General features: G+C 67.0%; 16 protein-coding genes. 5 read left to right on the forward strand and 11 right to left on the reverse strand.

Annotated features, from left to right (window positions below; translation table 11 throughout):
- Positions 1-185: 185 nt before the first annotated feature.
- Together AC6H2I_RS22000 and AC6H2I_RS22005 are read right to left on the reverse strand one after the other, a co-directional pair.
- Complete coding sequence (locus tag AC6H2I_RS22000) at positions 186-2,066, reverse strand: O-linked N-acetylglucosamine transferase, SPINDLY family protein (protein ID WP_497502861.1); 1,881 nt, start codon at positions 2,064-2,066, stop codon at positions 186-188.
- Positions 2,063-2,740 carry a hypothetical protein gene (locus AC6H2I_RS22005; RefSeq protein WP_497502862.1) on the reverse strand — a complete coding sequence of 226 codons (678 nt, stop codon included), beginning with the start codon at positions 2,738-2,740 and terminating at the stop codon, positions 2,063-2,065. The genes AC6H2I_RS22000 and AC6H2I_RS22005 overlap by 4 nt, the downstream gene beginning before the upstream one ends.
- 418 nt (positions 2,741-3,158) lie before the next feature.
- Between AC6H2I_RS22005 and AC6H2I_RS22010 the strand changes: the two genes are divergently transcribed.
- From AC6H2I_RS22010 to AC6H2I_RS22020, 3 genes are all read left to right on the forward strand, one after another.
- Entirely contained in the window at positions 3,159-4,463 is a 1,305-nt protein-coding gene (locus AC6H2I_RS22010; RefSeq protein ID WP_497502863.1) for a glycosyltransferase, read from the forward strand.
- A 432-nt stretch (positions 4,464-4,895) separates the two neighbouring features.
- Complete coding sequence (locus tag AC6H2I_RS22015; RefSeq protein WP_497502864.1) at positions 4,896-5,999, forward strand: hypothetical protein; 1,104 nt, start codon at positions 4,896-4,898, stop codon at positions 5,997-5,999.
- Positions 6,000-6,127: 128 nt separating this feature from the next.
- A complete protein-coding gene (locus AC6H2I_RS22020) occupies positions 6,128-7,285 on the forward strand; it encodes a glycosyltransferase family 4 protein (protein WP_497502865.1) in 1,158 nt (385 codons plus the stop codon).
- Between the two features lie 19 nt (positions 7,286-7,304).
- On the opposite strand, the gene AC6H2I_RS22025 is transcribed toward AC6H2I_RS22020, so the two are convergent.
- The 3 genes from AC6H2I_RS22025 to AC6H2I_RS22035 are packed head-to-tail and all read right to left on the reverse strand — an operon-like array spanning position 7,305 to position 10,966.
- The gene (locus tag AC6H2I_RS22025) at positions 7,305-8,831 is read right to left on the reverse strand and encodes an oligosaccharide flippase family protein (RefSeq protein ID WP_497502866.1); all 1,527 of its coding nucleotides are present in this window, start codon (positions 8,829-8,831) and stop codon (positions 7,305-7,307) included.
- Positions 8,832-9,626: a metallophosphoesterase gene (locus AC6H2I_RS22030; protein WP_497502867.1), complete on the reverse strand. Its 795-nt coding sequence runs from the start codon at positions 9,624-9,626 to the stop codon at positions 8,832-8,834.
- Positions 9,623-10,966, reverse strand: a complete 1,344-nt coding sequence (locus AC6H2I_RS22035; RefSeq protein WP_497502868.1) for an O-antigen ligase family protein — start codon at positions 10,964-10,966, stop codon at positions 9,623-9,625. The genes AC6H2I_RS22030 and AC6H2I_RS22035 overlap by 4 nt, the downstream gene beginning before the upstream one ends.
- Before the next feature lie 195 nt (positions 10,967-11,161).
- On the opposite strand from AC6H2I_RS22035, the gene AC6H2I_RS22040 reads away from it, so the two are divergent.
- Positions 11,162-12,355 carry a glycosyltransferase family 4 protein gene (locus AC6H2I_RS22040; RefSeq protein WP_497502869.1) on the forward strand — a complete coding sequence of 398 codons (1,194 nt, stop codon included), beginning with the start codon at positions 11,162-11,164 and terminating at the stop codon, positions 12,353-12,355.
- Here AC6H2I_RS22040 and AC6H2I_RS22045 read toward each other — a convergent pair.
- The 6 genes from AC6H2I_RS22045 to AC6H2I_RS22070 all read right to left on the reverse strand — a co-directional run bounded on the left by AC6H2I_RS22045 (position 12,292) and on the right by AC6H2I_RS22070 (position 19,414).
- Positions 12,292-13,080, reverse strand: a complete 789-nt coding sequence (locus tag AC6H2I_RS22045) for a polysaccharide deacetylase family protein (protein WP_497502870.1) — start codon at positions 13,078-13,080, stop codon at positions 12,292-12,294. The two genes, AC6H2I_RS22040 and AC6H2I_RS22045, sit on opposite strands and share 64 nt — an antisense overlap.
- A complete protein-coding gene (locus tag AC6H2I_RS22050) occupies positions 13,073-13,834 on the reverse strand; it encodes a class I SAM-dependent methyltransferase (RefSeq protein ID WP_497502871.1) in 762 nt (253 codons plus the stop codon). Before AC6H2I_RS22050 ends, AC6H2I_RS22045 begins: the two co-directional genes overlap by 8 nt.
- A gap of 73 nt (positions 13,835-13,907) precedes the next feature.
- Positions 13,908-14,591: a hypothetical protein gene (locus AC6H2I_RS22055; RefSeq protein WP_497502872.1), complete on the reverse strand. Its 684-nt coding sequence runs from the start codon at positions 14,589-14,591 to the stop codon at positions 13,908-13,910.
- 34 nt (positions 14,592-14,625) lie between these two features.
- A complete protein-coding gene (locus tag AC6H2I_RS22060; RefSeq protein ID WP_497502873.1) occupies positions 14,626-16,836 on the reverse strand; it encodes a polysaccharide biosynthesis tyrosine autokinase in 2,211 nt (736 codons plus the stop codon).
- Between the two features lie 124 nt (positions 16,837-16,960).
- Positions 16,961-18,388 (reverse strand): sugar transferase, encoded by a 1,428-nt coding sequence (locus tag AC6H2I_RS22065; RefSeq protein ID WP_497502874.1) that lies wholly within the window; start codon positions 18,386-18,388, stop codon positions 16,961-16,963.
- Positions 18,389-18,541: 153 nt separating this feature from the next.
- Positions 18,542-19,414: a class I SAM-dependent methyltransferase gene (locus AC6H2I_RS22070; protein ID WP_497502875.1), complete on the reverse strand. Its 873-nt coding sequence runs from the start codon at positions 19,412-19,414 to the stop codon at positions 18,542-18,544.
- Between the two features lie 101 nt (positions 19,415-19,515).
- Here AC6H2I_RS22070 and AC6H2I_RS22075 point away from each other — a divergent pair, with 101 nt between their 5' ends.
- Positions 19,516-20,958 carry an O-antigen ligase family protein gene (locus AC6H2I_RS22075; protein ID WP_497502876.1) on the forward strand — a complete coding sequence of 481 codons (1,443 nt, stop codon included), beginning with the start codon at positions 19,516-19,518 and terminating at the stop codon, positions 20,956-20,958.
- Positions 20,959-20,986 lie beyond the last annotated feature (28 nt).

Below are 20,986 nucleotides of genomic sequence, written 5' to 3' on the forward strand. Positions count from 1 at the left end.
CGGTCATCGTGGTCACCCTCGGTAAGGGTTTGAGTTGTGGTGACCAGACTGTACCGAAGAACCACGATGACCGCCCGCCGGGGCAGGCCCTCCGGCCGGCTACGCCGACCTACGGGCCTGCCCCGGCGAACACGCTGCTACACCACGCCCTGGGACGTGACCGGTTCCATTCGTTTCTCGGACATTCACGTGAGAGCAGAGCGTACGTCAGGCTGCATAATCCAGCTCCCACTCTCTCGGCGGGAGCTCAATCCCATTGTCATTTCGCTGCCGAGAATCTTAGCCTCAAGGAAATCCTCCAAAGCCCGAATGGGGCGGGTGTCGGTGTACAGGTTTGGTAGGCCGCGCAACGTCGCTTGTCTGATGGAGTTTCGAAACTCTGGATCGCGACCGAGGCGAACTGCAATATCGACATAGTCATCAGCGCTGGTGGCAATGGTTTCCGTTGCGCCCAACAAAGTTAGAATCGCAGCGGTATGCCTTCCCCTCATAAGCCCCTTCGGCCATGTTACAATTGGTAATCCGAACGCTACAGCCTCCAAGGTGGTGTTCCCACCAGACCAGCCGACGCTGTCAAGATAGACATCAGCCTGGGCATTGAGAGATGCATAATGACTAGGTGAGAGATAAGGAAGTACCGTCACACGACAATCTCCATCTCTTACCGCGGCCCGGCGAAAGGCATTGCCAAGTCGGTTGCGTAGGCGAGGGACCAGATTGTCTGACTGAGGGTTGATAAACAGGAAGCGAGAATTCGGTACTGCCAATGCGATCCGGGCAATGAGATCGTCGTATGAGGGAAGGTATTTTGAAAGATATTGGCAGCACAAATAAACGATATTATCGCGACTAATATTGAAGGAGCCAAGGTCCAGTTGTTCATTAGGAAACGTGAGCGGAGTGTATAGTGTGCCAATTCCTGGAAGACGAACGAGTTGTTCAGTGTAATGAGACTCCGCTCCAGGCGGCTCCATCAGGTCACTTGAAATAAAGGCATCAATAGTTGGAAGTCCGGTTGTTTCCGGGTGTCCCCAGAAAGCGCATTGCAAGGGAGCGAGACGAACCGTTGCAAGCCGCGCCGTCAAATTATCCATGCCGATTTCTGGGAAGAGAACCGCATGAGGCCGATCACGCCGAATACGCCGCACTAGAGCCTCAAAGTTCAGTTCTTCGTCAAAAAAATGGTCGAAGCCGGCTCGTATCGCCTCAGTCATCTTGTCTGATTTAGTGTTTGTGCTGTATCCAAACAGTCGGAAACGCTTCCGATCAAATCCTTTAATCCAACCGCGGATGAATAGTTTCCATATGGTATGTTGCCAAAAATGCCCTGACACCACCGCGATCCGGATTGGATATTCCGGTGGAGTTACAGGTGGAGTGGCGAATTCAGGATAGCGGCGAGCCAACAAGTCTACCGCCAATCGACCATACCGGCTTTGAAGGTCTCTGTCGGAGTGCCCTTGATAGGCTAGATAATAAGGGAGGAAAGAACCGTATGCGTTGGCTGCCTGGGCAACGCCTTCGGACGTGTCGAGGAATAAACAATCCGGCAGCGCTTCCAATGCGGCAGCATAGGCGGAACGCGCGTCGTCGATCTCATCCGGTCGGTCGTAGAATGTGGGAAGCAAAGACATTACCATCCCAAATGTCGAGGCCGCATCGTGCGCATTAAGTAAGGTCGCTCTAGAAAAAGCCGTGCGTGCTTCCGTCATCGCACCTTGGCGTTTTTGCTGAAGCCCGAGAAAACGCCAGCCTTTCGATAGTGTTGGATCAATTGAAAGCAAAATTCGAATTTTTTGTTGTGTGTTGCCGCCAAGGTCGCCTGTTATTGTCGCATCGATAAGCAGAAGACGACTTTTTGTGAGATAAGGATTTAGTGTAAGTGCTCTTCTAAAAAGACAAACTGAATTCTTGAGATCCCCCTTTCTCCTTAGGGCTGCGCCAAGATTGTGCCAATGAACGGGGTGGCTAGGACGTATGGATACCTTAAGTCGAATAGAATTTATTGTTTCGTCTTCTTTGTGGGCGGGAATTGAGGCGGTATCGCTATCAGAATCCAAATTCATGTTCGCTTCCAAGTGTAAATGATGTTGCTGATTGCAGTTTCGATGTGATTTAGCAGGTTCTGATGGGTTTGGGCATTCTGCAGCAATATAAATCTGGTTTCCCTAATGGCAACGGGGGCGTGCTTCCACATCGCCTTTCGAGCGGCATCCATGCACGCTTCGAGATAGGCGACCAGCGGCGGCATCAGAGGCGAATTCCATGCCCGTCGGGCCTTGGCGGCGCCGGCCGCGATATCCGCCAATTCGAAGAAGTTCTGCCGGGCATGCGCCCAGCAGCACGCCGTCATGGCCGGCAACTCCACCCGGTCGCGAGAAAAATACCCTGTAAACGACATGGAGGAAGGTGTTTTGCAACTGCACCGATGGACGTCTTTCGTCTTCACCGATGGCTGTCCAGCGTTCGGTTTATCCACGCCGTACGCAGCCTCCTCGTCCTCCGACTGAAATTCCAATTGACGGAGTAGCCGGGCTTTGCATTTGGAGCGGGCGACGTAAAGTTCGCGGTGGAGTTTCAGGATCTTCGATTGCGTGGAGTCGATCATCGACACCCCGCACGACGGCCGCTCAAGGGTGTTGGTCATCGCTGCCTCAGACGCATCGGAACGCCCGGCCCCAGCCAAGGCGAAGGTGCGCAAAGCGGCGATTTCTTCCGGAGTATCGTCCATAATGGTCATATTATCATCATATTCAACGCAGGGTAATAATTTTTCGCTCTATCCGACGATGTCCGGTCGTCAGGTTTGCCTACGTTTGAAGTGATGTGGGGGTCGGCCCTTTGACCGGAATGTTGGATCGTGTTCCGAGAACGGGTGTAACTCGCGCTACGACAGAGGTATCCGTCATCGGCGCCCTACGTTGCGGCGCCCTACGTTGCGGCGCCCTACGTTGCGGCGCGCTGGGTGTCGCGCGAGGATAGCCCGGATAATTCATCAGGCGAGAGATTGATGGTGGCGGGCGCCCCTGTCCTTCAGTTAGCTCTTCACTTTTTGTTCCGGTGTCCACTAAACCAGCAGCTGGCCATGCCAGAAAAGCCGCCTCACCAACAACGCCCACGACCATCTCCCAATCTCCATGACCTTGACGGACCTGACCATGGACATCAACACGGCGACCGAAAAGGCGCTCGAGTGGCATCGGCTTGGCGACAGCGCCCGTGCGAAGGTGCTCAGCCGGGCAGTGGTTGCCAATCTGCCGGGGGAAGCCCGCTCGTGGTATCTGCTGGGGCTGGAGGCGCGCAAGGACGGCAATCTCGCCCTGGCCGCCCGCTACCTGGATCGATCCCTGCGGCTGGTGCCTATGTCGGCCATGGCCTGTCGCGATCTGGCCAAGGTTCTCAGCCGGATGGGGAATTTCGGCGCGGTGGTGCAGGCATTGCGGCACTTGGCGCTCATCGAGCCAGCCAATCCCGACCTGTGGCACTGGATGGTCAAAGCGCACGCGGTGGCCGGCGTGCCGCTGGCCACCGCAGCGGCTCTGCGTCGAAGTCTGATTTCCGATCCGGCGCGCGACGATGTCAGGGCCGCGATTTGGAAAGCGGTCGAGGCCCAGGTGCGGCAGGACCCTGCAAACCAGGACGACCGGGCGACCCAGCGCAGCGATCGCCCGGGCGGTGGACGGGCGGATGTCGGCCGGATATCTGTGGTTATCTGTAGCATCGACGACGAGAAATTCGGGCTCGTAAGGGAAAATTTCGCCGCCATCCTCGACGGCAGCGACTACGAGCTGATCGGCATTCACGACGCCCGGTCCTTGAGTGAAGGCTATAACCGCGGCTTTCGCCAGTGCACTGGCCAAACCGTCATCTTCTGCCATGACGACATTGAAATTCTCTGTCCCGATTTTGAGACCCGGATTCGGGCACATCTGGATCGGTTCGATGTGGTCGGCGTCGCTGGGACCACCCGCATGGTCGGTGCGGGGTGGCACCACTCGGGCTGGAGCTATCAGCATGGGCTGGTGCCCCATCGGATTTCGGGTGTTCCAGGCTACCAAGTCGTCGTCTACGGCGTTGACAGCGTTGTGTGTGCCCAGGCCCAGACGTTGGACGGCCTGTTCCTGGCGGCACGCCGATCGGTGGTCGAAGCGATCGGGTTCGATGAAGTGACCTTCGACGGCTTCGATCTGTACGACATGGATTTCACCTATTCGGCGTGGCGGGCGGGCTACCGTCTGGCGGTCTGCAACGATCTGTGCATCGTCCACGCATCGCGGGGACGGTTCGGTGAGGCTTGGCGGGTCCAGGCCAGACGCTTCATAGACAAGCACCGGGAGGTCCTGCCCATCGTTCCCCTTGGCGACAATCCCGAACGCTTGGCGCGACTGAACACCCGGGCCCAGGTGCGCGCCTTTGTCTCGACCTTCGCGGCGCTCAGCCGAGGCGGGACTACGGTGTTGTGAGGCCTCTATTCCGCAGCAGCGCGCCGCCGATCCGCCATCGAGCGGAACGTCGCCGCATAACCCTCGTCCGCGGCGGTACGCAGAGCCGGAATCCGGCCGATGGACATCGTGCGAGGGGCCGAGGCCGTACCACCGCCCTTTCCCATTGACCGCGTACTTGACGAGGCACACACGGTCAGCGGTGCTGATAGCACATGCCGAAGCCGATGACTGCTCCGCGCCCTTCATCCCAGATCAGGCTGCCCGGCGGCGGCATGGCACCGACATGGCGCTTGCTGATCGGCATAGGCATACCTCCCATCGGCTGGCCTTTCTTGCAACTGAATCGCAACGGGCCGGGGGCGAAAGGCAACATGCGATGATCCTGAGGAATGACGTGCTCCCCTGAACTTGACGGTCCTCTTCGATGCTATACAAGGGGGAGATTGGTTCATGGTTCCGGTGGTGAGGCTCCGCATGTCCGTATTTCGCCGATGCGTTCTGGCCGCGGTCGCCGTGGTCGCCGCGATGTCCGGACCCCAGGGCGCGCCGGCCCATGCCCAGCAGGCGCCCGCCGCAGCCCAGAATCGGGTGAACGCGCTGCCGCCGGCCCTGCGGTCGGCGGTGCTGGGCGGCAACGGGCAAGCGATCCAGGCGGTGATCAGCACCCTGTCGGGGGGCAACCCGCAGCAGGCGGCGACACTGGCCGCGTCGGTGGCCGCCGCGGCCGAACAGCTGGTTGCGACAAACCCACAGGCGGCGATCCAGGCGGCCGGCGCCGCGGTGGAAGCGGTGCAGGGGGCCCGGATGCAATCGGCCGCACCCGACCAGACGGCGACCGTGCTGACCACCGCCGCTCGCATCTTCGTTGCCCCGACCGTGCTCCAGGCTGCCCCGCTGGCGGCGGCGTCGGTTGCCACACGCGCGATGACGGTCGCTTCGGCGGGCGCCGCGCCAGCGGTCACCGCCAGCGTCAGTGCGCAGGCGGCGGTCCTGGCCGAGCGGATTCTGCAGGTGGCACCCGCCACCGCTGTCCAGCTCGCCAGCAACGCGGTGCAGGCCGTCCAGTCGCAGGCGGTCCAGGCGGCGGCTCCCGGCCAGGCCTTGGCGGCGGTCACCACGGCAGCGCGGGTGGCGGTGAATCCCACCGCACAGAGCGTCGCGCCGCAAACGGTCGCCTCCATGGCCATGTCGGTGGCCCAGGTGGTATCGAATCCGGTGGTCTACCAGGTCGCGCCGCAGACGGCGCTCAGCGCCATGTCCGACGTCTATGCCGCAGCGACGTCGCAGGCGGTGACGAACGCGGTTCCGACGGCGTCGGCGCGGATGACGGCCATCCTCACCCAGGCGGGAACGTCGACCGCGCTGAGCGCGTCCAACAGCGCGAACGGGAGTCAGGTGAACGCCATCCTGTCCGGCACGGCGCCCGCCAGCACGACGACTCCCAGTGCGACAACCGACACGACTCCCAGTACGGCGACCGCCACGACGGATGACACGCCGGCCGTTACACCGGTGGCGCCCCAGACGTCCAACTTCAACTCGAGCCCGAGCTGACCCGGCGGGGATCCGTCCGGAGCCACCGCTGCCGGCACGGAGACGGGCGGTGCGCCGGCTGAATCCTGCGCGGACCAGCCTCACGGCGATGTCGCCCCCTGTTTCCAAGCGAATGCACACTGGCGTCCATGCGCATCGGCATTGCCGCTCCGGCGGATCTTCCGCTTCTTGCACCGCTGTTTCCCGGTGTGACGCTGCCGTCGGGCCTCGGATCGACGGTCGTTTCCCAGCTTGCCTGCGCCTTGAGCGTGGGTGACGACCGCGTGGTGCTCTACACGCTGGATGACAGCGTGGAGCGCCGCCTGCGGTTCGATTCGGAGCACATGACGATTCATGTGGGTCCCTACCGCCGCCGCCATCGCATGCGGGACCTGATGGCCGCCGAACGGCGGACGATCCGGGACATGATCCGGGAGGATCCGCCGGACGTCGTCAGCGCGCAATGGTCTTACGAATTCGCCCTGGGCGCCCTGGCGGGCGGACGGCCGACCCTGATCACCGTCTGCGACTGGGCGCCGATGATCCTCAGGCTCACGCCCGATCTGTACCGGTTTGGCCGGCTGGGGCTGTTTCTCTGGACGCTCGCCGCGGGCCGGCATTTCGCCGCACCGTCCCCCTACATCGCCGAACGGGTACGCCGGATCGGCGGGAAGCCCTGCGCGGTGGTGGGGCAGCCGCTTGCGGAGCACTTTTTCCGGCCGGCACCGCGGCGATGGCCTGGGGGGGAACCGTCCCTCATCTCTGTCGCCAACGGCTGGGGACGCCTGAAGAACACGCAGTCGCTGATCCGAGCCTTTGCCCTGCTGCGGCGGCGCTTCCCGACCGCGACGCTCACCTTCTACGGCTTTGACCACGGCGCCGGGCAACCGGCGGAGCAATGGGCGCGGTCGGCTGGGCTCGCCGAAGGCGTCGTCTTCGGCGGTCCCGTTCCCCACGCCGTCGTTCTCGACCGTCTGGGGCAAAGCCATCTGTGCGTCCACCCGTCCTCGGAGGAGTCGTTCGGACAGATCGTTCTCGAAGCCATGGCGTCGGGAACCCCGGTCGTCGCCGGGCGCAACGCCGGGGCGATCCCCTGGCTGCTGGAGGAGGGGCGAGCGGGCCTGCTGACCGACACACGCGACCCTGCCGCGCTGTGCTCCGCCATCGCCACCCTGCTGTCCGACCCGGACCGGTGGGAGCGCCAGTCGGCCGCCGGCCTCGCCAGCGGGCGGAGCCGGTTCACCGCGCAGGCGGTTGCCGACCGGTACCGCGCGCTGCTGCGGGACCTGCGCGCAGAAGGCGCCTGACCGGGCGGTCGGGGGACACTCAGCCGGCGGGTGCCCGCGGCCCTGGGGCCGTTCGCTGGTGCGGCATCGCCGGCCCTTGGTCGGCGTCGCGGCGCAGCCCGGCATGGCACAGGAGCAAGGCGAAAAGGCGGGGAAATCGGAGCGCGTAGAGCAGGATCGTCACCGCCGCGCACAGCAGGATGTCGATGGCCAGTTGCAGCGGCGCCGCGGCGGCCGGCATCAGTGCCGTCGCCGCAAGGACGGCGATCGCACATCCCGCGGCCGCCGTGGCGCCGGGTCGCCACGCCCCGCACAGGGTGGCGATCGGAAGGGACAGCCCGCGCGCGGCGACCGAAAGATGCAGCGTCAGGAACAGGACCCACGCCGCCGTCCAGCCTGCCAGCGCGCCGGAAAGTCCGGCCAGCGCGCCGCCCAGGACCGTGCCGGCGACCGCGGCGGCCAGGGTCGCCACCTGGATGCGGAAGCGGTCGTCGAAGCGCAGCATGCCTTCGTTGATCATGGCCACGACGTGCCCCAGCAGGGTGACCGCCGCTGCAGCCGCCGTCCAGGCCGAGGCCGCACCGGCTGCGCGCCAGTCCGGTCCCAGGACGGTCACGGTTAACGGCATGGCCGCGGCGGCGATGCCGGCGCTCAACGGCAGGACGATCGCGCCCACAATCATCATCAGGTCGCGGCAGGCCGCCCACAGCGCCGCGCGATCGTCGCGCAGGGCGCTGACCGTCCCGATCCGCACCCGTGTCACGGCGGTGACGATCAACTCCATCGGCACCTGAACCAGCGCGGCGGCACGGTTGCAGAGGCCAAGCGGCACTTCGCCGAGGAGCACGGCGACCACGCCCGGCAGGACCTGGCTGTGCAGCATCTCCAGCAACGACGTCCGCGAAATCGACAGGCTGGCAGAGGTGGCCGGCGCCAACACCGTCCGCCATCGCTCCGGCCCACGGCGGATACGGACGTACCCCGAGCCGAGAGCGAAGACGGCGGCCAGGGCGGTTTGCACAAGACCGGCGGCGAGCAGCCCGGCCACCAGCGCGAAAACGCCCCAGTTGGCGGCGGTCAAGGCGGCCGTGACGCCGCCGATGAGCTGTCCGGCGGCATCCGCCAGCGCGAGCCGGCCATAGGCGAAGTGCCGGCGCAGGGCTGCGCGGAACACGACCCCAGCGGCGGTCAGCGGCGCCAGCGGCGACAGGGCGGCCAGGGTCATCGCGAAGGAGGGGGGCGCCCCCAGCCACAGCGCCATTCCGGCCCCGCCGGCGAGCAGGATCGCCACCGCCAGCCCGATGCCGCTGAGAACCCGGACAGCGGCCGACAGCATGGCCGCGTCCGGATTCGGCAGCAACAGCAGCGCCCGTTCCGGCCCGGCGGCCAGCAGATGCTGCACCAGCCGCATCACCATCAGCGCACTGGCGAGCAGGCCATAGTCCGCCGCCGTGACCAGCCGGGCCAGGACGGCCATGATCGCCGTCTGGAAGACGATGGTGAGGACGTTGAAGAGCAGGGTGATACGGATGCCCCGGACCGCGCGTGATTCGTCGTCCGGGACCATTCAGCGCTCCCGCCGGACCTGGAGAATCCGTCGGTCGCGGCCTTCCAATGCCACGGCGGTCAGAACGCCGGTGGCGTAGGCCCCCGTGTCGATGCCGATGCGGTTGGGCCGCAGGTCTGGCGCGGGTCGGATGGTGTGGCCGTGGACAACCATCTTGTCGTGGCGGTGCGGCCACGTCAGGAACGGGTCGCGGATCCACAGCAAATCCTCTTCCCGTTGATCCGCCAGCGGCACCGCCGGCCGGATGCCGGCGTGGACGAACAGATAGTCGCCATGGACCACCCAGGGCTTCAGCCCGTGCAGAAGGCGGCGATGCGCGTCGGGAAGCCGGGCATCAAGCTGGTCTCGGTGGTCCTTGAGGCGCGCCGGCGTGACGGTGCCCGGCGGGATCGGGACGCCGTAGCTGGCGAGCGTCGCGAAGCCGCCGTACCCGAGCCACGCCGCTCCGGCCAGCGGGTCGGCGAGGAAAGCCAGCATGCCCTGTTCGTGGTTGCCCATCAGCCGGTCGACGGCGAATTCCGGCAGGGGATCGCCGGACAGCGTGTCCAGGACCGCCCGGCTTCCGGGCCCGCGATCCACGTAATCGCCGAGGAACACCGCCAGCGGAGCGGCGTCCCGGTGGGCGGCGTCCTCGCGCAGACGGCGGAGCAGGGCGTCAAGCAGAGCCATCTCCCCATGGATGTCGCCGATGGCATAGACGATCCGTCCGGGTGGAATTTCGGGGCGGGTGTCCTCCTCCCGCGGCGCCCGGGTTGCCATGCGGTGGAACAGGCGGGTCAGCCTCCCGCGGATCACCGGGATGGCTCCAGGGCGGCCGGGTGACGCTCCTCCGCCGGAGCGGGGTCGTCCACGGTGCCGCAGCGCGCCGCCAGCCCCGCCAGCACGCCGAGCATGACTCCCTGGTCGAGGCCGGTCGAGTAGGCGACGTAGTAGGCCAGCAACAGGGCGAAAAGCATGAGGGCGGTGAAGCGGTCGAAGGCGCGCCCGGCCGGGAACTCGGCGAGCCACAGCCGCCGCAGCGGCACGAGACAGCAGGCCAGCAGCGTGGTCAGTCCCAGAACGCCCGTGTTCAGGAAGACGGCGACATAGGCGTTGTGGGGATTGGACAGCGCGGCGCCGGTCTGGACATCGGCGAACAGTTTGCCGTACCCCCAGCCGAACAGGGCCGTCGCCGGGCCGGAGGTCAGGGTGTGCGGCACCATGATCAGCCAGTTGTCGACGCGCCAGTCCCACGTGCTGTTGTCGCGGAAAGGCTCCGAGATCGCCGAGGTGAAGGCCCCCGTCAGCAACCCGCTGTCCAGCCCCCAGATCAGGAAGAGGCCGACCGCGCTGATGGCCAGAGGCAGGGCCAATCGGCTGAGCAGCGCCGGGCGATGCGCCAGCAGGACCGCGGCGCCGACGACCACGGCGACCCAGACGCTGCGATGATAGAGCAGCGCCACCATCACCAGCAGGGGGATCGCGGTGAGCTGGACCAGGCCGGCCCGGTGGGAGCGCAACCACAGGGCGACGGCAATCAGGCCGGCTTCGGCGATCAGGAGCGCCGACGACGCCGGCAGCACGCGCCACCCGAGAAAGGCGTCGGAGGAGAAGAACGCGGACACCGTGGTGAACGCCGCGACCGACAGGGACGGCTCGATCCAGCACAGCACGGCGTAGGTGGACAGGGCGCCGGCGAGGAACAGCCACAGCAGGGCGAATTGGTCGATGTCGCGGGGCTCCCACCGGAAGCTCTGCATGTAAAGGGCGCAGACGATGAAATAGAAGTCGGGTCGGAAGCTGACGATGGCCGTGGCCAGCCCATTGGCCGCGATGCCGCGCAGCAGGGCCAGCAGCATCAGCCCCGCCAGCCCGAGCCAACAGAGATGGGTGAGGCCGATCTGTCCGATCGCCACGATGCGGACGCCGTAGGCGACCAGGATTCCAAGAACGAGAACGTCCAAAGGTGCAATGTCATAGGCATATATGCTAAACACCGGGTTGAGTCCGAGCTGGACCCCGATGATCCCTGCCGTCACCGTGATCGGGATGATCAGGCGCCAGGACCACAACGATACGAAAACAATCCCCAGAAGGGACGCGGCCAGGATGATGATCAACGCGTCGCCCGGGACGTCGACGATAGACCTGTTCACGATCCAATTACTCCAGCTCACGCCGGTGATCTTGATCCGAAGATGCCGCGTTTCGGATCGGCACGCGAACTGTCGACCGGAACACAGTGCGGCACCATACAGGGGCGCCTCCCGTGGCGGTAGCCCTTATCACGGCGTCACGGAGGGAGCCGCCCTCCGCCGTTCGAACGCCGCGTCGCACCGGGCGTCCGGTCGATGCGCGTCCTGATCGTTCACGAACGCTACCGCAACCCCGGTGGCGAGGATGCCGCGGTGGCCGCCGAGGCGGGCCTGCTGCACGAGTCCGGGATCGCGGTCTCGCTGTTCACCGAGGACAATCAGCGGATCTCCCGCGGAACGCCGGCCCTTGCGGCGCAGGCCCTGTGGTCTTTGGAGAGCCGGCGGCGCGTGGCGGCGGCGGTCGACGGCTTCCGCCCCGACGTCCTTCACGTCCACAACGGTTTTCCCCTCCTGTCCCCGTCGATCTATGGGGCCGCCGGCGAACGAGGAATTGCCGTCGTCCAGACCCTTCACAATTTCCGGCTGCTCTGCGCCAACGCCCTGCTGCTGCGCGACGGGCGGCCGTGCGAGCGCTGCGTGGACAAGCTGGTCAAATGGCCGGGCGTCGTCCATGGCTGCTACCGCGACAGCCGGGCCGCCAGCGCCGTGGTTGCCGCGGTCGCCGCGGTCCACCGCCTGACCGGGGTCCGCCGTCACGCGGTCGACCGCTACATCGCCCTGTCGCCCTTCTCCGCCCGACGCTTCGTCGCCGGCGGGCTGCCGGCTGACCGGCTGACGGTCTGCCCACCGGTGGTCCGCCAGCCGCAACCCGCCGACGGCGGGTCGGAGCCGCGGGCCGGCGGGCTGTTCGTCGGCCGGCTCAGCCTGGAAAAGGGAGTGGAAAGTCTGGTGGCGGCGTGGCGCGGCGTGCCCCATCCGTTGACGGTGATCGGCGACGGGCCGCTGGCCGAAGCCCTGCGCCGGGCAGCCCCGCCCCAGGTGCGATTCCTCGGCTGGCAGCCACCGGAGGTCGTCGCCCAGGCGATGGCACGGGCGGCACTGCTTCTCTTTCCCTCGCTCTGCTACGAGAACTTCCCTCTTTCGGTGGCGGAGGCGATGGCGCACGGACTGCCGGTGCTCGCCGCGTCGGGTGGTGCGGTGGAGGACACGCTGGAAGAGGGGCGGACCGGCGTCTTCGCGCCGCCAGGCGATGCCGAGGCGTGGCGGACCGTCGCGCGGGACCTGCTGGACCAGCCCGACCGGCTGTCCGCCATGGGGAACCGCGGCCGCACGGTCTTCCGGCAGCGCTACGGCCGGGCCGCGGCCCTGGAGCGCCGGATCGCGCTCTACGAAGAGGTGTGCGGCCGGCCGATCCGGTTGCAGAGGGAGGCCGATCCGATGCCGTCCTGAGCGGCGGCGAGCGCCCCGGCGGTCATCCGACGTTCCGGCGGTATCCGGTCGGCGACCATGGCCATCGCCCGCTCCAGGACCGGCCAGAGTCCCCGCTCCTCGATCTCCCAGCCGTGTCCCCAGAGATGGAGGACGCCGCCGGCCGCCCCGGCGGCCGCGGCCATCGCGGCGATGCCGCCGGCCAGCCCGTCGGCCGCCAGCCAGCGGCGGGCGAGGTGCAGCCGGTTCAGCCCGCCGCCCTGGCGCAGCCAGTTGCGCAGCACCGCCGCGGCGCCATGGGGATGGACCTGCGCTGTGGTGGCCATCGCCAGCGGGTCGGTGCCGGGGTCGAGGCAGAACATCCGGGTGGTGCGGGCGTAGGCGAAACCGGCCTCCGCCACCAGCCGGCGCCCGTGGCGGCCCAGCCGTCCGCCGGGGTAGGCGAAGCCGTGGACCGCGTGGCCGAGCGCATCCTCCAACCGCCGCCGGCCGTCGGCGAGTTGGCGGCGGATTTCGGCCGGCGGCCGGCCGGCCAGACGGACATGGTCGAGGGTGTGGGCCGCCACCTCGAAACCGGCGGCGTCCAAAGCCCGCCAGTCGGCGCTGCCCATGGTCGGCCGCCCCTCGCTGTTGCGAACGGGCACGAAGAAGGTCGCCGCGATGCCCAGTCGGGCGAGCCGGTCCGCCAGCCGCCGGTCGGCGGGGTGGCCGTCGTCCCACGAGGTGACGAGCGTCGCCTCAGCCATCGCGGTCGTCCGCCGGAGCATCCTCGCGCCGCCGGGCCAGCACCATGCCGCCGATGTAGAAGGCCGGCTCGGGGTCGCACAGGCGATCGAGCAGCCAGGCGGGAAAGCCCAGCAGGTGAAAGGGCAGGGCCAGCAGGAAGGCTGTGGCCAGCCGCAGCGCGTCGCCCGGCCCGCGCCCGCTCCGCCAGCTTTGCCGGTGGGCGACCAGCAGACGCCCGGGCATCTGCGCCATCATCGCCGTGAGATAGGAGAAAACACCGCCCTGCGTGCCATGGGCCACCACATCGAAACCGGCGCGGTCGAGCAGCTGGTCCATGCCCGGCCGGGTCCATCGCCACAGGTCGCGGCTGCGCCCTTGCGGGCAGAGCAGGGGATAGCTGACCAGCAGGCACCCGCCGGGCGCCAGCACCCGCCGTGCCTCGCCCAGCGCGTGGAGGGGATCCGGCAGGTGTGCCAGCACCTGGAAGAAGCAGGCCAGTCCGGCGCTGCCCGGTGGGAATGGCAGGGCCTCGGCGTCGCCCAGCACGGCCACGGTGTCGTTGGCGATCCGATCGACGGCGACGTGCCGCAGACCGGGCATAGCCGCCGTGAGGGCGGCGGCGTAGGGTGCCGTTCCAGCGCCGATGTCGAGGCACAGCCCCGATCGGGGCAGCGCCTTCGGCAGATGGGCGGCGATGAAGCGGTCCATCATGCGCCGTTCCGGAACGACCCAGTCCTGCACGCGCCGGTAGGCGAGGACGAGGCGGTGCGTCACGCCGACACGCCGTCCAGATCGCAGGCCGGACGGCCGCAGGGGCGGCCGAGCGGGTCGCGGTGCGGTCCGCCCCTCATCGCCGCCCCAGTCTTTGCCGTTCCTGCAGCAGGGGTATCAGCCGATTCAACTCTGCGAGGCTGGACGGGTCGTCGGCCAGGATCGGGCGCACGATGCCGGCGGCGCCGAACCGCACGGTCTGTTCGGCCAGCCCGGGCAGTCGCCAGCGGGCGTAGAGCCGGACCTGCGCCGCGAAGTCCCGACGGCCGGCCGCGTCCATAAAGCGGTGAAGGGCGAGACCGGATTCGAAGCGAGGCGGGATCAGGGCGGGGTCGAAGGGTCCGGTGCGCACCGACATCCGCCACGTCGTGACGGCCTCGTGAAAGCGATGGGCGGTGTGTTCGGCGTAGGAGAGGTGATTCCAGATGTAGGGCGCCAGCGGCGCGCGGGACAGCGCCGCGCGGAAGGCCGCCCGCGCGGCCTCCAGCTCGGCTTGGCCTTCCGGGGACTCCGGATCGCGGTAGAGCGCCAGCAGGGTGTGGCCGCGGCCGGAGAGATCGCTGGCGTCGGCCGACAGCTCCGCCGCGGCCTCCGCGTCCGCTTGCCGGGTGGCATCTTCCAACGCGTCCAGCGCGACGGCGGCGCCGGCCTCGGCGTTCCGGATGGTGCGGGCGGGATTCAGCAGGAACAGCTCCGACTGCACCCGCTGCGGCGCGCCGGTCAGCAACAATCCCGCCCCCAGCACCAGGGACACGGCCATGGCCGCCCAACGCCCGGCGCGGGGCGCGGTGGCGTCATTCGGTGTAGTAACCATGGTATCGGCCATAATAGTGTCCGGCATCGCCATAGCCGTAACGGGCATGTTTGCGAAGGTTGACGCGGGTCAGAAGCAGGCCGCTGATCGGGGCGTTGACGTCCTGCAGCATGCGCAGCGCTGACAGCACATTCTCCTTGGGCGTCTTGTTCCAGCGGACGCAGAACACCACCCGGTCGGCGAACTGGGCGAGGAGTTGGGGGTCGGCCACCGGCAGGGTCGGCGGGCTGTCGATCACCACCAGATCGTAGCGGTTGCGCAGCTCGTCGACCAGGGTGTTGACGCTCTTGGAATTCAGGAGGTCGTGCTGGTACTGCTGCGGCTTGATCGGCGGCCCCGTCAGGATGTCCAGACGGGAGCGGGGGTCCCGGACGATGGCCTGATCCAGATCGGCTCGCCCGGCCAGCACGTCGGCGACGCCGTACGCGGGCGAAAGGTCCAGCGTGCTTACGATGGAGGTCCGCCGCAGGTCGGCGTCCACCAGGATCGTCCGCATCGACAGGTTGGCCGCGGTGCGGGCGAGCGACAGCGCCGTCAGGCTCTTGCCCTCGTCCGGCACCGAGGAGGTGACGACGACGACATTGGACCGGCCTGCGTCGATGTCGGGCAATCCATGCTTCAGCGCAAACCAGGCGATGCGGAACGCCTCGGCGAAGGACGAGGACGGCTTGTCGCTGAGGATGGATTCGGCGGAGTGCTGGCCGATCAGTTGACGGATGGACGGAATCAGGCCCAGCGACGGCAGGCCGGTTGCCGTTTCCAGTTGTTCGCGGCTGCGGAAGGTGTTGTCCAGCTGCTCCAGCACCATCACCAGGACCACGCCGCCGAACAGCCCGAGCAGGGCGGCGGCGCCGACCAGCAGCCGGGTGCGCGGCGCGCTCCGGACCTTCGGCGTCTCGGCGCCGGAGATGATGCGGACATCGGCCTGCTGGATGTGCTCCTGCTCGCCGGTTTCCTTGAAGCGGTTCAGGAACGCCTCGAAGATCGCCCGGCTGGCCTGGGCCTCGCGCTCCAATTCGCGCAGGCGGATCTCGTTGCCGCTCTGTTTGATGGTGGAGTCCTGCGATTCGCGGATCTGCTTGGTCAGGCTGGTCTCGCGGTCGCGCAGGATCGCAAGATCGTCGCGCATGGCCTGGACCTGCCCGTCGATCTCGGCGCGCAGCTTGCTGCGCATCTCGGCCAGCTCGGCCCGGATCTTCAGCATCATCGGGTGCCGCGCGGCGTAGCGTGACGACAGCTCGGATGCCTCGCGCGACAACTGGGCTTCCAACTGCTTGATGTGCTGGATCAGTGGCGAGTCGACGAATTCGCCGGCGGCGCCGGTGCTGTCCTGCGACATCGACAGGGAGTCGATGCGGTCAAGCTTGGCCTCGGTCTCGGTCCGCCTGGACTTGATCTGCACCAGCTGGGAATTCATGTCGGCCAGCTTCTGGGCATCAGCAAGTCCGCCTTGGTCCTCCACCAGGCCCATCTGTTGGCGGTAGGCGACGACCTGCCGTTCCGAGGCTTCGACGGTGCGGCGCAGCACGTCCAGCCGGCCGTTCAGCCAAGTGGCCGCCCGGCGCACCGCCTCGAACTTGGTTTCCATCTGTTCGACGAGGTAGGCGTCGGCGATCGCGTTGGCGATCAGTGCCGCCTTTTCCGGATCGGTCGATTGGAAGCTGATCCGGATGACCACCGACTGGGGAATCGCCGCGATCTCCATGCCCTTGGATATGGCGTCGACCACCTCGGCGCGCGCGGCCTGCTGACGCTCCTCCACCGCTTCCGGCTTCGCCTCGGGTTGGTCGGTGATGTCCGCGACCAGCTCCGTCCACAGAGCCGACACCAGCCGGATGAGGTCGGAGGTCTCGCGTTTGGGGGTCAGGGCGGGGTTGAGTTCGGGGTCGTCGTAGAGGTTCAGGGTGTCGGCGACCCGCTGCGCCACGCTGCGCGAGCGGATCACCTCGACCTCCGAATTGACGGTGACGTACAGGGGCGTCTCCTGTCCCGCCCGGTCCCTCAGATCGATCACCCGCGATCGGTTGTTGTCCAGCATGACGACCGCGGTCGCCGTGTAGACCGGGGGCATGCGCGCGGTGTACGCCCAGGCGCTGCCGGCGGCCAGCAGCAGACAGACAAGCAGCAGCAGGCGCCGCCGCCACAGCGTGCGCAGCGTACGGCCCAGATCGATGTGCAGTTCCGGGTTCAAGCGGTTCGAACCGGCCGCCGGCCCGTTCAAAGATCGATACGGTTGTCCCGATGCGTCCACGCCACTCATCCGATCTTCATTGCGTTGTTTTTCAGCGGTTGCCCCCGCCGGACGGCTGCGACGCTCACCATGCGCCGTCCCCTTTCGCGACCTCGGCCACGGTCTGGCCCAAAATATGAAGGTCGAGCCAGAAGGACCAGTTCCGAACGTAATAGGTGTCCAGGGACTGCAACTCCTCGATCGACCGCGTGCTTCGGCCGGACACCTGCCACAGCCCGGTCAGGCCTGGCCGCACGCTTTGGCGAAGCCGGTTCACCGCCGGGTCGATCTGCGCCAGATGATAGTCGGGAAGCGGGCGCGGCCCGATCAGGCTCATGTCGCCGCGCACGACGTTCCACAGCTGGGGAAGCTCGTCCAGGCTGAAGCGGCGGGCGATCCGCCCAATCACCGGGATGACGCGCGGATCGCGACGCAGCTTCATGTGACGCTCCCATTCCGCACGCGCATCGGGGTCGCGCTCCAGAAGGCTCGCCAGCGTGCGGTCGGCATCGACCACCATGCTGCGCAGCTTGTGCATCCGGAAGGGGCGGCCGTCCATGCCGTGCCGGACCTGGGTGAAGAAGACCGCCCCGGGCGAGAGGATCTTCAACAGCACGGCGTAAACGGCGACCGGAATGGCGGCGAGCAGCAGCAGCGTCCCGGCGAACAGGAGGTCGAACAGGCGTTTGAAGAGCCGGTTGGCCGGCAGCAGAAGATTGCGGCGGGTCTCAAGCCCCAGATGCACGCCGAGGTCGCGCACGGTGACCCACAGGGTCTGCGCCCCGTCGAAAGCGGGCACGAGCACCACACGCCGGTACGGCAAGGCCTCGGTGACCGGCGGCCGGAAACCGTCGCCCAGCACGACCACGGCGACGTCGATGCCCGGCGACGGCGGGTCGTCCGGCAAGGGCAAGGGGCCCTCGACCGCCGGCAGCCATCCCAGATCGGGCGAGCGCGACAGGGTGCGCGCGATCCGTCGGCGGCGTTCCGGATCGTCACCGAGCACCGCCACCGGGACGCCCCACAACCGCATCCGCACCATCAGGGCGCGCGCCAGCCCGTCCCACACGGGCAGGACCGTCAGGCTGATCGTCGCGGACATCAGCGTGATGCCGCGCGACCACCGTCCGTCCTGAAGCAGATAGTCGTACAGCAGGATTGCGCCGAAGATCCGGGCGGCGACGAGAATGCGCAGCCGCGTCCGTTCAACCCCCGATTGACCGTAGCCGGGATACAGGCCCGCCAGCGCGAAGCCGATCGGCAGAAGGATGGTCAGGACATGCAACTCGTACACGACCCGTTCATCGAGCGAGATCGGCAACCAGGCGCCCAGCCGGTCGCGCAGCAGGGTGGCCAGACGGACGGCCCCCTCGATGAGCGCCACGTCCCCCAGGGCGAGAATGCCCGCGGGGGCTGCCGGCTTGAGCAGGCCCCGCACCCACCGGAACGCGCGCGCGTTGCCGCCCGCCCGTCCCACCATTTGGGGCTGTAGAGCGCGAAAAAGATGATCCATTATGCCAGTTGGTTCGGAGGTCTCACGGCCTTCGTATATGCGTATGATCAAGCTTCGCTTGTCAATGCACAAGAAAAACGGACTTATACAAATGGTCGGGTGCGGACCTTCCTGTCGAGCCGCGTGCGACGCAGGCGTCCCGCCGTCGAGGCCTTATGTCCGTCGCGCCACGATCAGCACCATGTGGCCGATCCAGCCGGCCGGGAGGAGTGTGGCCAGGCAGCGCCCCAGCCCGTTCAGCCGCGGCGACCGGATTCCGTCGTATCGGCCGAGCAGGCGGCCGAAGATCTGGTACAGCCGGTCGGCCACATACAGGGTATGGACCGATTGCACCGCGAAGCCGGACGCTTCGGTCAGCGCGCGAAGCTGCGCCGTCGTGAAGCGGTATTCGTAGAAGTCCCGCCCCCGGTCGCGCGCGAAACAGAACTTGACGGCCAGTCCCGCCCGCCGCCCGGCGCGGATCGCCTGCAACCGGAGCCGTTCGGTGTCTGCCGGAAAATCAAGCGGCGGCTTGCCGAGAACCCGGCGGATCGCGGCACTGCCATAGAGCCGGTGGAACAGCGCGTCCTTCCACCGCTCCAGCCGGAAGGAAGGGTTGGCGTGGGGAACGGTCAACAGGATGATGCCGCCCGGCTTCAGAACGCGTCGCATTTCCGCCATCGCCCGCTCCGGCCCGTGGAACAGATGCTCGATCACTCCCAGGGACAGCAGGGCGTCGAATCGGCCGTCCGGATAGGGCAGGTCCTCAACGCTGCCATGGTCATAGGGAAGGTCCGGCCACGCCGCACGGAAGCGGTCGACGTCGCCCCGGTTCAACTCGATTCCGGCCGCGGCGTAGCCGCGATCGGAAAGCGCCTTCACCCACCGTCCGGAGCCCGCCCCAGCCTCCAAAACCGCCGCGCCGCGTGGCACGGTTGACTCGATGACCGGCAAAAGCTCGTCCGATGCGCAGGAGCCGACCATGTGCACAAGGTCGCGAGTGGAAAAATCAAAAATGACGGTGGTGGGAGGCAAATGCGACGACATACCAGGACCGCTTTTTCTTGAGACCATAAGGTGGTTGCCTTCGTGCTTCCGGTCGTGGCAAATGGAATGGCCCGAAAGTCGATTCAGCAGCGGCCGGAAGGATGACATCGATCACGCCTATTGAAAAGGGCGATGGCGGAGGCGGGCGCGCGGTGGAAGAATCGGCGGTTTCATGTGGGTATCGGATGACGATCGTTCGTCGTGTGCATTGTTTTATTTTCGCGTCCGTCATCGTTCTGGCGCCGCTGCCGCTCGGCGCCAACCGCCCGTGGAGCTGGTCGCTGCTCGCCGGCCTGATCGGCCTGCTCTGCCTCACCTGGCCGATCGTGCCTTTGACCGACCGGCAGGCGCCCTCCGTTTCGCCCTGGCGTGTCGCAGGCCCGCTGGTCGGATTCACGGCGGTGGTCGCCTGGGCCCTGGCGCAGGCGTCGCCCCTGTGGCCGGCCGGATGGGGCGTTCCGATCTGGGTGGAGGCGCAACAGGAGTTGGCGGGCACCGCCCCGCGGGCCGTTCCGCTGGCCACCGACCTGTTCGCGGTGCCCACAGGGGTCATGCGGCTTCTCTGTTATGCCGGGGTCATGTGGCTGGCATTGCAGCATGGCCGGTCGTCGCGGCGCACCCATCGCCTGATCGACACGCTGGCGTTGGCCGGCGGCGCCTACGCGGCGTACGGCCTGCTGGTCTACATGACCGGAAACGACAGCATCCTGCTGATGCGGAAATGGGCCTATCACGATGATCTGACCGCGACCTTCGTCAACCGCAACCACTACGCCACCTACGCCGGGCTAACGCTGCTCTGCGCGCTGGCCGCGGTGTCGACCCGCCTGGAAGCGCCGATCCACCTTCGCACGCTGATCCTGCACCTTGGCCGGCCGACCGGGATCTTCGCGCTGGTGGCGACCGTCGTCATGGTCGCGCTGTTGGCGAGCGGTTCTCGCGCCGGCTGCGCGGCGACGCTGGTGGGGGTGGTCGCGCTGGCCTGGGCGCACAAGACGGCGAGTCGTCCGCCCGGAGCGGCGCGCTGGCGAACCCTGGCCTGGGGTGGCGTGACGATAGCGTTGCTTTTGACCATCGCGTTCGGCGTCCTGGTTCGGGCGGGGGATCTCGATGGGCATTTTTCCGACCGGCTCCGCATCTACCAGCTGACTTTGGACCTGATCGCCGCCCGGCCGCTGACCGGCTACGGACCGGGCAGCTTCGCCGCCGTCTTCGCCACCGTGCGGCCCCCCGACATCCTCCAGGTCTGGTCGGAGGCGCACGACACCTATCTGGAACTGGCCGTCGATCTCGGTGTGCCGGCAGCGGCGGTGCTGGTCGCGGTGGTGCTCCGGTTGCTGTGGACTTGTCTGCGCGGCGGGGTGAACCGTCAGCGCGACACGCTCTATCCCTTGCTCGGGGTCGCCGCCACGCTTCTGGTCGGGGTCCATGCCCTGCTGGATTTCAGTCTCCAGATCCCCGGCCTGACGGTGACCTGGGCGGCCATTCTCGGCGTGGCGGTGGCGCAGTCGCAGCGGTACAGCCAAGCCCCTGGCCAGCCATGACGTCCGCCCCTCCGGAACAGCCCGCGCA

This window comes from Azospirillum sp. NS33, from assembly GCF_059703765.1.

What these genes read in the sequence shown, in the direction of transcription:
- AC6H2I_RS22005 (WP_497502862.1), bottom strand. Translation starts at nt 2,740, where the DNA reads ATGACCATTATGGACGATACTCCGGAAGAAATCGCCGCTTTGCGCACC.
- AC6H2I_RS22000 (WP_497502861.1), bottom strand. Translation starts at nt 2,066, where the DNA reads ATGAATTTGGATTCTGATAGCGATACCGCCTCAATTCCCGCCCACAAA.
- AC6H2I_RS22055 (WP_497502872.1), bottom strand. Translation starts at nt 14,591, where the DNA reads ATGGCCGTGTCCCTGGTGCTGGGGGCGGGATTGTTGCTGACCGGCGCG.
- AC6H2I_RS22075 (WP_497502876.1), top strand. Translation starts at nt 19,516, where the DNA reads ATGACATCGATCACGCCTATTGAAAAGGGCGATGGCGGAGGCGGGCGC.
- AC6H2I_RS22040 (WP_497502869.1), top strand. Translation starts at nt 11,162, where the DNA reads ATGCGCGTCCTGATCGTTCACGAACGCTACCGCAACCCCGGTGGCGAG.
- AC6H2I_RS22010 (WP_497502863.1), top strand. Translation starts at nt 3,159, where the DNA reads ATGGACATCAACACGGCGACCGAAAAGGCGCTCGAGTGGCATCGGCTT.
- AC6H2I_RS22015 (WP_497502864.1), top strand. Translation starts at nt 4,896, where the DNA reads ATGGTTCCGGTGGTGAGGCTCCGCATGTCCGTATTTCGCCGATGCGTT.
- AC6H2I_RS22070 (WP_497502875.1), bottom strand. Translation starts at nt 19,414, where the DNA reads ATGTCGTCGCATTTGCCTCCCACCACCGTCATTTTTGATTTTTCCACT.
- AC6H2I_RS22065 (WP_497502874.1), bottom strand. Translation starts at nt 18,388, where the DNA reads ATGGATCATCTTTTTCGCGCTCTACAGCCCCAAATGGTGGGACGGGCG.
- AC6H2I_RS22020 (WP_497502865.1), top strand. Translation starts at nt 6,128, where the DNA reads ATGCGCATCGGCATTGCCGCTCCGGCGGATCTTCCGCTTCTTGCACCG.
- AC6H2I_RS22045 (WP_497502870.1), bottom strand. Translation starts at nt 13,080, where the DNA reads ATGGCTGAGGCGACGCTCGTCACCTCGTGGGACGACGGCCACCCCGCC.
- AC6H2I_RS22025 (WP_497502866.1), bottom strand. Translation starts at nt 8,831, where the DNA reads ATGGTCCCGGACGACGAATCACGCGCGGTCCGGGGCATCCGTATCACC.